This is a genomic window from Aquirufa sp. (assembly GCF_044377215.1).
GTDB lineage: Bacteria > Bacteroidota > Bacteroidia > Cytophagales > Spirosomataceae > Aquirufa.
In genome coordinates this window covers 52483-65311 of sequence record NZ_JBILJM010000004.1, presented here as the reverse complement: position 1 = coordinate 65311, position 12829 = coordinate 52483, and the positions used below count along the sequence as shown (strand labels likewise).

At 40.7% G+C, this 12829-nt stretch carries 13 protein-coding genes; 11 read left to right on the top strand and 2 right to left on the bottom strand.

The genetic code is table 11. From position 1 onward, the window contains the following. Window positions 1–100: 100 nt before the first annotated feature. From ACIQ6T_RS02730 to ACIQ6T_RS02680, 11 genes are all read left to right on the top strand, one after another. Entirely contained in the window at window positions 101–769 is a 669-nt protein-coding gene (locus ACIQ6T_RS02730; RefSeq protein ID WP_395783978.1) for a succinate dehydrogenase cytochrome b subunit, read from the top strand. A gap of 19 nt (window positions 770–788) precedes the next feature. Beyond that, on the top strand, window positions 789–2768 hold the full coding sequence (locus ACIQ6T_RS02725) for a fumarate reductase/succinate dehydrogenase flavoprotein subunit (RefSeq protein ID WP_395783976.1): 1980 nt from the start codon (window positions 789–791) through the stop codon (window positions 2766–2768). Between the two features lie 9 nt (window positions 2769–2777). Next, window positions 2778–3536 (top strand): succinate dehydrogenase/fumarate reductase iron-sulfur subunit, encoded by a 759-nt coding sequence (locus ACIQ6T_RS02720; RefSeq protein ID WP_395783974.1) that lies wholly within the window; start codon window positions 2778–2780, stop codon window positions 3534–3536. 48 nt (window positions 3537–3584) lie between these two features. Further along, window positions 3585–4169 carry a thymidine kinase gene (locus ACIQ6T_RS02715; protein ID WP_395783972.1) on the top strand — a complete coding sequence of 195 codons (585 nt, stop codon included), beginning with the start codon at window positions 3585–3587 and terminating at the stop codon, window positions 4167–4169. A gap of 2 nt (window positions 4170–4171) precedes the next feature. Continuing rightward, the gene (locus ACIQ6T_RS02710) at window positions 4172–4639 is read left to right on the top strand and encodes a YkgJ family cysteine cluster protein (RefSeq protein WP_395783970.1); all 468 of its coding nucleotides are present in this window, start codon (window positions 4172–4174) and stop codon (window positions 4637–4639) included. Window positions 4640–4702: 63 nt separating this feature from the next. Further along, a complete protein-coding gene (locus tag ACIQ6T_RS02705; protein ID WP_395783968.1) occupies window positions 4703–5620 on the top strand; it encodes an ROK family protein in 918 nt (305 codons plus the stop codon). Between the two features lie 154 nt (window positions 5621–5774). Next, a complete protein-coding gene (locus ACIQ6T_RS02700; RefSeq protein ID WP_395783966.1) occupies window positions 5775–6011 on the top strand; it encodes an acyl carrier protein in 237 nt (78 codons plus the stop codon). 120 nt (window positions 6012–6131) lie between these two features. Next, window positions 6132–7379 carry a beta-ketoacyl-ACP synthase II gene (gene fabF / locus ACIQ6T_RS02695; protein ID WP_395783964.1) on the top strand — a complete coding sequence of 416 codons (1248 nt, stop codon included), beginning with the start codon at window positions 6132–6134 and terminating at the stop codon, window positions 7377–7379. Between the two features lie 3 nt (window positions 7380–7382). Beyond that, complete coding sequence (gene rnc / locus ACIQ6T_RS02690) at window positions 7383–8126, top strand: ribonuclease III (protein ID WP_395783962.1); 744 nt, start codon at window positions 7383–7385, stop codon at window positions 8124–8126. An 8-nt stretch (window positions 8127–8134) separates the two neighbouring features. Further along, entirely contained in the window at window positions 8135–8989 is an 855-nt protein-coding gene (locus tag ACIQ6T_RS02685; RefSeq protein WP_395783960.1) for a hypothetical protein, read from the top strand. A 69-nt stretch (window positions 8990–9058) separates the two neighbouring features. Then, a complete protein-coding gene (locus tag ACIQ6T_RS02680) occupies window positions 9059–10981 on the top strand; it encodes a hypothetical protein (protein WP_395783958.1) in 1923 nt (640 codons plus the stop codon). Here the strand turns inward: ACIQ6T_RS02680 and kdsA are convergent. Next, window positions 10978–11787: a 3-deoxy-8-phosphooctulonate synthase gene (gene kdsA / locus ACIQ6T_RS02675; RefSeq protein WP_395783956.1), complete on the bottom strand. Its 810-nt coding sequence runs from the start codon at window positions 11785–11787 to the stop codon at window positions 10978–10980. The two genes, ACIQ6T_RS02680 and kdsA, sit on opposite strands and share 4 nt — an antisense overlap. A gap of 1 nt (window position 11788) precedes the next feature. After that, window positions 11789–12829 carry a UDP-N-acetylmuramate dehydrogenase gene (gene murB / locus ACIQ6T_RS02670; protein WP_395783954.1) on the bottom strand — a complete coding sequence of 347 codons (1041 nt, stop codon included), beginning with the start codon at window positions 12827–12829 and terminating at the stop codon, window positions 11789–11791.

Below are 12829 nucleotides of genomic sequence, written 5' to 3'. Positions count from 1 at the left end.
AGAAGCGATTGGAATGTAGTTTTGGAGGCTAAAATTCAGCAGCATTGTTGAAATCAACAATCGCTTTGATTGTTTTTACTTAAATCTAACAACCTTATTTATGGCTTGGCTAGCAAAATCACTTAATTCTTCACTAGGCAAAAAGCTCATCATGGCCATCACCGGCCTGTTTTTGATCAGTTTCCTACTTGTACATTGCGGTTTAAATGCAACGATTTTCTTGAATGATGGGGGTGCCGCATTTAACGAAGGGGCCGAATTTATGGCACATAACCCGATTATACGAACGATGGAAATTGTTTTATTTGGCGGTTTATTGCTACACATTTTTGATGGCCTTCGTCTTTGGCTAGCTAATAAAAAGAAACGTCCCGTAGCCTATGCGGTTGTAGATGGAGCAGCCAATAGTAAATGGTACTCGCGATCAATGGGTTTGTTAGGGACATTATTATTGATATTTCTTATCGTACACTTAAGACATTTCTGGTATTTCTCCCGTTTGACAAATGACTTAACCGAAACACATACCCTATATAATGAAATGCAAATAGTATTTCAAAGTCCAATCGTTGTGCTCATTTATGTATTAGGTTGCATTTCTTTAGGCTATCATTTATTGCACGGTTTTCAAAGCGCATTCCAAACGATGGGATGGAATCACCCTAAGTACACACCTACAATTAAGACCATTGGCGCAATCTATTCGATCATTATTGCCGCATTATTTGCTGCAATGCCAATCGCCTTCTATTTTAATTTGATTCAATAATTCCTCAGCCGATACGATTATGACAAAATTAGATGCTAAAATTCCAGAAGGTTCGCTGGCTGAAAAATGGACCAAGTACCGCTCAAGCGTGCCATTAGTTAATCCTGCCAACAAACGTTCGTTAGAAATCGTCATTGTTGGTTCAGGTTTGGCTGGTGCATCTGCCGCAGCCTCGTTAGCTGAACTAGGATATAAAGTAAAAGTATTTTGCTTCCAAGATTCTCCACGCCGTGCGCACTCAATTGCAGCACAAGGAGGTATTAATGCAGCAAAGAACTACCAAAATGACGGGGACTCCGTTTACCGCTTATTCTATGATACCATCAAAGGCGGTGACTACCGCTCGCGAGAAGCAAACGTTCACCGTTTAGCCGAGGTGTCTGGTAGTATAATAGATCAATGTGTGGCACAAGGTGTACCATTTGCACGTGAATACGGCGGATTGCTTTCTAACCGTTCTTTCGGTGGAACGCAAGTTCAACGGACATTTTACGCGGCTGGGCAAACTGGGCAGCAATTGTTATTAGGTGCTTATTCTTCCTTGCAACGCCAAGTGGGAATGGGAAATGTAAAAATGTACACACGCCATGAGATGCTTGATGTTGTTACCATCGACGGGAAAGCGCGTGGTATTATCGCGCGTGATTCAGTTACAGGTGCATTAGAGCGTCATTTTGGACATGCTGTATTGCTTTGTACGGGCGGTTACGGAAACGTTTTCTACTTATCCACCAATGCAATGGGATCGAACGTAACAGCCGCTTGGAAAGCGCACAAAAAAGGTGCTTTCATTGCAAATCCATGTTACACTCAGATTCACCCCACTTGTATACCAGTTTCAGGTGATCACCAATCGAAGTTAACGTTAATGTCGGAGTCACTACGTAATGACGGTCGTATTTGGGTTCCTAAAAAGGAAAACGATACCCGTAAAGCCAATGAGATTCCAGAAGAGGAAAGAGATTATTATTTAGAGCGTCGTTATCCTGCATTCGGAAACCTAGTGCCTCGTGACATTGCATCACGTGCAGCCAAAGAGCGTTGTGATGCGGGTTTTGGCGTAGGCGCATCTAAAATGGCTGTTTATTTAGACTATGCTGCGGCAATTATTCGCTACGGCCAAGGAGAAGCTAACAAGCATAACATGCACAATCCATCAGATGAAGAAATTCAAGCAATGGGTAAAGCAGTCGTCAAAGAGAAATATGGCAATTTGTTTGATATGTACAAGCAAATTACAGGTGAAGATCCATATACAGTGCCGATGCGTATTTATCCAGCAGTTCACTACACGATGGGTGGACTTTGGGTTGATTATAACTTAATGACAACAGTGCCAGGTTTATATGCGCTGGGCGAAGCCAACTTCTCTGATCACGGTGCTAACCGTTTAGGAGCATCGGCCTTAATGCAAGGTTTAGCAGATGGCTATTTCGTGATTCCATACACGATTGGGAATTACTTGGCATCTGAAATTCGTACGCCGGCTATGTCAACTGATTCAGCGCCGTTTGTGACAGCTGAAAAAGAAGTACGTGATCGTCTAGAAACCTTGATGAACATCAAAGGAAATAAACCCGTTGATTATTTCCACAAGCGTTTAGGAAAAATCATGTGGGACGAATGCGGAATGGCACGTAGCGAAAAAGGCCTAAAAGCATCCATTAAAGAGATTCAAGCCCTACAGAAAGAATTCTGGTCGGACGTCAAAATTCCTGGTGAAATCGATAATTTAAACCCTGAATTAGAGAAAGCGGGTCGTGTGGCCGACTTCCTTGAATTAGGCGAGTTAATGTGTATTGATGCCTTAGATCGCAACGAGAGTTGTGGAGGTCACTTCCGTACGGAATACCAAACAGAAGACGGGGAAGCCCTTCGTGATGACGAGAACTACGCCTATGTAGCCGCCTGGGAATACCAAAAACAATCGACTTTCAAACTTCACAAAGAAGAATTGAAATACGAAAACATCAAAATTGCTCAAAGATCTTATAAATAATTCGATACAATGGAAGGAAATTTAAACCTGACACTCAAAATTTGGAGACAAAAAAATGCAAGCGTAGCTGGTAAATTTGAAACATACCAGGTAAGCGGCATCTCCACAGATATGTCATTTTTGGAAATGATTGACGTGTTAAACAACCGTTTGATCGAAGAAGGAGATGATCCGGTAGCATTTGACCATGATTGCCGAGAAGGTATTTGTGGTATGTGCTCGATGTACATTAATGGCCGACCACATGGTCCAAACCGCGGTGTAACAACTTGTCAATTGCACATGCGCTCATTTCAAGATGGTCAAACAATCACCGTGGAACCTTGGAGATCAAGTGCATTCCCTGTCATTAAAGATTTAGTTGTTAACCGTTCAGCTTTTGATCGTATTATTGCAGCTGGTGGCTTCGTTTCCGTAAATACGGGAAATGCACAAGATGCCAACTCATTGCCTATACCAAAAGAAAATGCAGATCAAGCTTTTGCTGCGGCAGCTTGTATCGGCTGTGGCGCATGTGTTGCAGCTTGCAAAAATGCTTCCGCCATGCTATTTACTTCAGCTAAAATTTCACAATTAGCTTTATTGCCGCAAGGACAAGTAGAGGCAGGAAAAAGAGCTGAGGCAATGGTTGCCCAAATGGATGAGGAAGGATTTGGTGCATGTTCGAACACCGGTGCTTGCGAAGCTGAGTGTCCTAAAGGCATTTCGCTAGAAAATATCGCGCGTATGAATCGTGAATATTTCTCATCAACATTTAGTTCAAAATAATTTTCATATAATGGCCCTTGAAATTTCATTCAAGGGCTTTTTGCGCCCTTGTTTTTAGAACCTACACATGCTAGATCTGCCCAAAATAATCCATCGCTCGGATGGATTGAAATTATTTGTGGCTCTATGTTTTCGGGCAAAACGGAGGAACTAATCCGCCGCCTAAAGCGGGCTAAAATCGCAAAATTACGGGTAGAAATCTTTAAACCAGCTTCTGATACCCGGTATCATGATGAAGATATCGTCTCTCATAATCAAAATTCCATTCGCTCCACTCCCGTTCTAAGTGCCAGTGAAATCCTATTACTAGCTGGAGATTGTGATGTCGTAGGCCTTGATGAGGTGCAATTTTTTGATGAATCCATTATTGAAGTAGCTAATTCCTTAGCGAATCAAGGTAAGCGTGTTGTCATTGCTGGGTTGGATATGGACTTTAAAGGAATTCCATTTGGTCCTATGCCTCATTTAATGGCCATCGCAGAATATGTGACCAAAGTACATGCGGTTTGCGTTCAATGTGGTGCCGTCGCAAATTACTCGTATAGGATTGTTGACAAAGAAGAAACCGTTCTATTGGGGGAAACGGAATCCTATCAAGCGCGCTGCAGAGCCTGTTTTCAAGCCTCGATTTAAGTATGCCCAAGGACAAAAAAGACCCCTCCTACCGGAAATTAATGCAGCGACTAGTCGCTAGAAAACCTAAGAATTTAGATCAACAATTTTTTCAGGCTCACACAGAAGTTTTCAAGAAAACGGATTGCTTGACTTGTGGCAACTGCTGCCGAACGACAAGTCCCATGTGGAATGAAACGGACATTCAACGGGTTTCACATCTTTTTAAGATGAAGACATCCGCATTTTTGGATGAATATTTAGTTCAGGATTCCGATGGAGATTGGGTTTACCCGGCAGCTCCTTGCCCATTTTTAGATCTTGCAGACAACAAATGTGGGATCTACGATCACCGCCCCAAAGCGTGCCGAGAATATCCACATACGAATCGCAAGAATATCATGGGGATTTTATCTTTAACGCAAAAGAATGCCCTCATCTGCCCTGCCGTTACTCAAATACTAGAAAAAATCGAGCTAATTTACCCTTGAGCCACTTTTGATTTGAAATTCACGGCAAAATTCGACAATTTCGTAACTCAATAAATCAAAACTATGGCAGCAGTAGAATACTTAGGAATAGACGTAGGAGGTACCGGCGTTAAAATGGGAATCGTTCATTCGGACACCGGCCAAATCAACAATTTTCAAAGTTATGATACAGCGACCTGGAGAGAATCAAATCACTTTTTAGAGCGTTTGGCAGATGCGATTGCATTGCAATTGTACCAACATAAAAACGTTAAAAAAATAGGCATCGGCCTACCTGGTATCCTAACTAAAAACCGTCGGACATTAATTGAAATCACGGCAATACCTGAAATCGATGGATCTCCCATGATTGATATGCTAGAAAAAAGATTTCCCGAGCATGCATTTTTTATGGAAAATGATGCCAATGCGGCGGCATTAGGCGAGTTTTACTTCTCACCTGAGAAGGCTACGATGCCGGAAGATTTTGTCTTCATCACCTTAGGTACAGGTGTGGGTGGCGCAGCAGTTATTGATCGTAAAATATTCTTAGGAGGTGATGGCAATGCCATGGAACCTGGACATGTACCCTCTAAAAATGGAAAGGTATTAGAACGAAATGTAGGTAAAAAAGAAATATTGCAACTGGCAACCGAAATGCGCGCTTCCTATACAGGCAAAACATTGTTGACCTCAGATGGAACAATTTCAACTACGGCTTTGGTCGTGGCCGCGGAAGAAGGGGATGAATTAGCCTTAGCCATTTGGAACGAAATAGGAACCCTTTTAGGCGATATGCTCGTTTCTTTAATTCGAATTTTAGACATTAAAAACATATTTATTGGCGGAGGTTTATCGGCATCATATGATTTTATTTTACCAAGTATGGAGAAGCAACTAAACTACTGGCTTACACCTGCCTACCTAGAAAAGTTGACGATAAAAAAGGCGCTATTAGGGAATGATGCAGGCTTATTAGGTGCAGCATCACTTTGTTTTTAATTGAAAGAGCCACTTCCAATTGAATATTTTCCAAAAAGAATTAGTTGAATTATATTATATATTTTTAAAGTGCAAAATGGAATAAAATTTGTTTGATATTGTAACATTTAATTCTAATCTTTGCAACGTTTTTGAACCCCAAAATTTTTATAAAATGTCAGATATTGCAGAAAAAGTTAAGAGCATCATCGTTGAGAAGTTAGGTGTAGAAGCATCAGAAGTTACTCCTGAGGCATCTTTCACAAACGATTTGGGAGCTGACTCCTTAGACACGGTAGAATTGATCATGGAATTTGAAAAAGAATTCAATGTTTCTATCCCAGATGACCAAGCTGAAAACATCCAGACAGTAGCTCAAGCAGTTACTTATTTGGAAGAAAACGCAAAGTAATCGATTTACGATAAAAAATGATGTCAATTGGTACATGGTAATTCCTTCGGATATATTCCTAGGTTAATGCCCTATACTAATTGACATTTTTTATTGCAACAAATCTAGTTATACCAAATTATGGAGTTAAAACGTGTAGTAGTAACGGGCCTAGGGGCTCTAACACCGATTGGAAATACGGTAGACACATTTTGGGAAGGCTTAGCTGCCGGAAAAAGTGGTTGTGCTCCTATCACCCGATTTGATGCTGAAAAATTCAAGACTCGTTTTGCTTGTGAATTAAAAGACTTCAAGGTAGAAGATTACATCAATACCAAAGAAGCTAGAAAAATGGATCCATTCACGCAGTATGCGGTGATTGCAGCAGATGAAGCAATTGCAGATGCTGCATTTGATATGGAAACTTTAAATAAAAATAAAGTAGGCGTAATTTGGGGATCAGGGATTGGTGGACTTAAAACCTTTGAGGACGAAATGATTTATTTCGGACAAGGAGATGGGACACCAAAAATCAATCCATTCTTCATTCCTAAAATGATTGCAGACTCTAGTTCAGGCCAAATTTCCATTCGTAATGGATTTCGTGGACCTAACTATGTAACTGTTTCTGCCTGTTCATCCGCAAACAACGCTATAATTGATGCATTTAATTACATCCGAACAGGACGTATAAACGTTTGTGTCACAGGAGGTTCCGAGGCACCCGTAACAATTGCGTCTGTTGGTGGATTTACAGCGATGCACGCGATGTCTACGCGTAATGACGATCCAACTACCGCTTCACGTCCCTATGATGTTGACCGTGATGGTTTTGTCGTAGGTGAAGGAGCTGGTGCACTGATATTGGAAGAATATGAGCACGCAAAAGCGCGTGGTGCCAAAATTTACGCAGAGTTAATCGGCGGTGGATTCTCCTCAGATGCCCATCACATAACAGCCCCACATCCAGATGGATATGGTGCCTTATTATCCATGATTGACGCATTGGAAGATGCTCAAATCAAACCTGAAGAAGTAGATTACATTAATACCCACGGAACATCTACTCCAATTGGTGATCCACAAGAGATCAAAGCAATCGTAGATTGCTTTGGGGAACATGCCTATAAGTTATCTATTTCCTCGACGAAATCCATGACAGGCCACTTATTAGGTGGAGCTGGAGCCGTGGAAGCTGTTGCTTCTGTATTAGCGATAAAACATCAGTTTGTACCGCCAACAATCAACGTATTTAATCGTGATCCTGAAATTGACCAGCGCATCGATTTGACAGAAAATGTAGGAAAATCGCGTGAAATCAATGTTGCTTTAAGTAATGGCTTTGGATTTGGAGGACATAATGCGACCGTTATCTTTAGAAAAATCTAATTTATGACGATTTTTTCATCGTTCTCGTTGTTCTTTCAAAAAGCTAAAGACGAACGTGAGAAGCACCTTTATAAATCAGTCAAACATCTTATTGGGGCTAGTCCCACAAATTTGAATTTATACCGACTGGCATTTTTACACGCCTCGGCCTCAAAAGAATCTGTTGCTAAATCATACAAAGAGTCAAATGAACGCCTTGAATTTTTAGGCGACTCCGTACTTGGCATGATTACAGCCAGTTATCTATTCCAAAAATTCCCTTTTAAAGACGAAGGATTCTTAACGGAAATACGCTCACGTATGGTAAGCAGAGAATCATTAAATGTGCTTGGCCGCAAATTGGGTTTAGAAGAAGTCATCGAATACGAAAGCTTAAAGCGTAGTTCCATGTCACGTTCAAGTATGCATGGCGATGCATTAGAGGCATTTATTGGTGCTGTTTACCTCGATAAAGGATTTGCATTTACGCAAAAATTCATCGTCAAAAAGATTTTGACCCAATATTTTGATTTAGATACAGTCGTTCAAAATAATCCCAATTTTAAATCGTTACTCATCGAGTGGGCTCAAAAAGAAGGTAAAAAAATACAATTTACCTTGGATGAAGAAGGAACACACCACGACAAAGAATTTACTGCGCTCGTTTTACTTGAAGGAGAAAAAATCAGTAGCGGCAAAGGATATTCTAAGAAAAAAGCAGAACAAAATGCAGCCATGAAAGCCTGCGAAGCCTTAGCAATTAAATAACGGTACCTATGCAAACGCCCAATATTTTTCTTCATTACTACAACAGCGACGAAGCGGTTGTCTCTTTTCTGGAAATCATGCAATCTGATGTTGCACCTGAAATATTAACAGTCATTCAAGAAGAATTAGTACATCAGTTATCGGGCGCTGGTTTGGCTGAAAAATTACCGAATTTCGACTGGCAAAATGCCCGCATGCAAGAAAAATGGCAGTCGGCAGTGAACCTACTCCTACCCCATGTCATTTTACCAAACTTCATTTGGCAAGGATGGATTGACTCGCTGGGCCAACAATCCCCCGTTACCCAAACAGAAGTACCAAGCTTTGCTGAGTTACTAAGCTCTGAGGTATATTATGCTTCACCGATTGATTCACTTCCAGATATTGAAGAGAAAGACATAAGCGTAAACCAAGCAGAAACGATTCCTGATTATTTCGAAGCAAAAGATGAGCTTCCTGAAATCATTCTTCCAATAGAGCAAGTAGAAGAACCTGAAATTACAGAGGCGCCAATTGAACTGGAAAAATCGAAATCCATCAATGAAATCCATGCGGAATCGAGTGAAGAAAAAGTAATAGACACCATTCAAGTGACAGACCCGTCATTAAAAAATATGGTGGAGATTAACATGACAAATTCCCTTTGGGAGAGTATTTCCCTTTTTCAAAAATTGAATTTCATTCAAGACTTGTTTAATGGGAATGCAGATGAATTCCAACGACTCATCGAATTTGTCGACTCAGATGCCACTGCAACTCAGTGGAAATCAGAAATTGAGAGTCGGTTCGGTCAATACTTACATCCAGAAAATGAAGATACGTGGAACGAATTCTACATTCTAGTTGACCGAAAATTCAATTAGTTGATTTTCATTATCAGTTTTTTACCCTCAATTTCAATACGTATCGCCTAGTTTCGTAAAAACTAGTTCGTGAGGTATTGTATTCTATTACTCTTCTTTTCTTTTGGCGCCCGTGCGCAAACGCAAGTTCATGACGCAGTACGCGAAGTGGAGGAAACACGCCTACAATTCTTCCAACAAAATCCATTTGACATTAACTTCGTGACATCAGAGGAGATGCAAGGCTTACATCTCTTTTCAGAAAGTCAATTACAGTCGTTTTGGGCTTATCGAAATTCCCACGGGCCATTTATATCCATGCACGAACTACAGATTATTGCGGGGTGGGACCTAGAAACACTGCAAAAAACAGTAGGGATACTTATATGTGAAACTCCACAAAAAAAATGGTATCAGGGCGAGCAAGTAAGCGAACAACTCCTCGTGAAATTCGAACGAACGCTTGAAGAAAAAGTGGGATTTAGTCCACCCACCGCAAGAGGCAAAATCAGATATGTCGGAAATCCTTGGGCACAAAATATTCGTTATCGAGGTAAACTAAATCGTACTATTCGAGCTGGATTCACGCTACAAAAAGATGCGGGAGAATCTGATTTAACCAATTTTAAAAGTTTTTACCTGGAGGTCAAGCCCCAAAAATGGGTGGATAAATTAATCTTAGGCGACTTCATCAATCAATGGGGACAAGGGCTAATCCAATCTGGCGGCTTTTCCCTTGGAAAGACTTATGAAAGTATTCGTGCCACCCAAAAATTCAATTTAGGTGGTCTCCCCTATTCATCTAGCGGCGAATCCGCTTTTTACCGAGGCATGAATCTTCAAGCTCATTGGGGACCCGTCACTTTTGCCATATTTCAATCAACTAGAAATCTAGATGCATCCATATCCAAAGACAGTTTAAACCGTCCATTTTACCGGAGTATAGATGTGGACGGAAATCACCGAACAAGTACCGAATTAAAGAACAAATCTAGCCTTACTGAATACGCTTGGGGCTTCCAAGCGTTAGTTCCTATTGCACAAGGCTACGTCAGTTTTTCTTCCACACAACATCAATGGGACATTCCAAAGCGTAATACACAAGTTTATAATCAAACAGAATGGCAAGGGGACCAGTTGACAAATTATGCAATCGCTCATCATATCCCTTGGAAAAACGTATTCTTGGCTGGTGAATTCGCTTCGACTAATTCAAAAGCCATTGCATGTATTGAATCAATCGCATTCCCTATTTCACAAAAACTAGATTTTTCCACTTTACTTCGATATTATGGCACAGGATATTTCAGTCCAATGGCTCAATCGCTTGGGGAAGGTTCGCAAACAAAAAATGAAGTCGGCATATTCGTAGGAAACCAATTCCAAATTTCAAAATATCAACGACTCTCATCTTACATTGACTATTTCTATTTTCCTAAACAAAATTTTACGTATGCATTTAATCGTGCTTGGGGCGTTGAAATACTTACGCGATTTCAATGGGATCGCAAAAAAAAGGGGCACTATTTTTCTCAGTTAAAATGGACTAATCAATCCATTGAGTCTAACCAGCGAAAAAATCATTTACAAGCCAGTTTTGATCTTCATCGGGATTTAATAAGTCATGTCAAATGGCATAGCCGACTGATGCTCAGCTACCTAGTCTCTCCAGACCAAAATGAATTGGGTGCCATGTGGCTACATGACATTCAATATTCACATCGAAATTGGAAACTTCAAACACGCATCGCTTGGGTACACACGCCGAGTTACGATACACGTTTATACGCATTTGAACCTACACTAGCCTATTCATTCAGCCTTCCTGCCTATTACGACCCTAGCATGCGAAATTTGGCTTTGCTAAGTTATACACTCTCCAAACATTGGGAATTAGGCATAAAAATAGCCAGAACCCAATATTTCGAAAAAGAAACTAGTGGATCTGGCCTAGACTTAATACCAAAATCGCATAAAACAGATATTGGACTTCAACTCATTTATGGATATTAAACAATAGCTTCACGCACTTTCATTAATTTTTCAAGTAATCGTTCTAGTTGGTCCAACGGAAGCATATTAGCTCCATCTGACTTTGCGACTGCGGGATTTGGATGAGTCTCTATAAAAATACCATCAGCACCCACGGCAATGGCCGCTTTAGCTATCGTTTCAATTAAGGCTGGTTGGCCACCCGTCACCCCATTCCCTTGATTGGGACGCTGTAACGAGTGTGTGCAATCCATGATAACAGGTACACCTAAGGAAGCCATTTCGGGCAGATTACGGTAATCAACTATTAAATCACCATAACCAAATGAATTCCCGCGGTCTGTCAGGTAAACAAGTGCGTTGGGATTTTCATGGAGCACTTTTTCAACGGCAAATTTCATCGAAGCTCCCGACATAAATTGCCCTTTCTTTATATTGACAGCTTTACCGGTTTGGGCTGCGGCGGCCAACAAATCTGTTTGTCGGCATAAAAAAGCTGGAATTTGAAGTACATCCACATAAGCAGCTGCCATGGCCGCTTCGCCACTTTCGTGAATGTCAGTGACGGTAGGAATGTCGTAATGATCACCAACTGCTTTTAAAATTTCGAGTGCCTTAATATCCCCAATCCCTGTAAATGAATCGATTTTCGTTCGATTAGCCTTGCGGTAGGAACCTTTAAAAATATAGGGAATCCCCATCGATTTGGTAATAACATGAATACGTTCCGCTATTTCAAAAGCTAAATCGTTACTTTCAATCGCACAACTTCCAGCCATTAAAAAAAAAGGTCCTTTTTCAATGGAGGCTACACTAGGTAATTGCATATCATATGATGTTTACTTCGGTTTCCAGAGGAACACCAAATTTAGCTAATACGGACGCTTTTATTTGCTCCGATAATTCTTTAATCTCAACGCCTGTTGCTTGACCATAATTCACAAGTACCAAAGCTTGATTTACATGGACACCGGCATCCCCTGAGCGGTAACCTTTCCACCCAGCTTGTTCAATAAACCAGCCAGCTGGAAACTTTATATCCGTACTTTCCGGTACAGCATAATGCGGAATACCTGGAAAATCATGCTGCAATCGGATTGATTCGGCAGCTGAAACCGTAGGGTTTTTAAAAAAGCTCCCAGAATTACCTATGTCTTTTGGATCAGGCAATTTGCTTTTTCGGATCGAAATCACCGCATCAGCAACCTCGCGAATCCCTGGATTGACAATACCATTTGTAGTTAAAACATCTTTTATAGCGCCATACGAAATATGGAGTGTTGGCTTTTTGGCTAATTTAAAACATACAGAGGCGATCAAATAACGTCCTTTACCGGCATGTTTAAAATAACTTTCTCGGTAACCAAATTGGCATGCCTCCGAATCAAATCGCTCAATGAGTAATGTTTCTAAATTTAGGGCTTCCAAATGATCAAATGTATCTTTAATTTCTACCCCATAGGCGCCAATATTTTGCATAGGTGCTGCACCAACCGTACCTGGAATGAGCGATAAATTTTCAATACCTGCCCACTTATGATCAACTGCATATTGAACAAAATCATGCCAATTAACACCTGAACCTGCACGAACCCACACAAAATCAGCTGATTCGTCAAGTACCTCAATTCCTGCAAATGAAATTTTAACAACTAAGGCATTCACATCCTGAGTCAACAGCAAATTACTTCCTCCACCTACAAACATGTGGTCAATATGCGCATATTTTTGTTCGTGAATTAACTGCACGTATTCTTGCAAATGATTGATTTCAACAAAATAGCGAGCTGATACATCAATCCCAAAGGTATTGTATTGCTTCAACGATACATTTTCTACGACAAGCGGTGCCGAATAAACTTGAGGCAT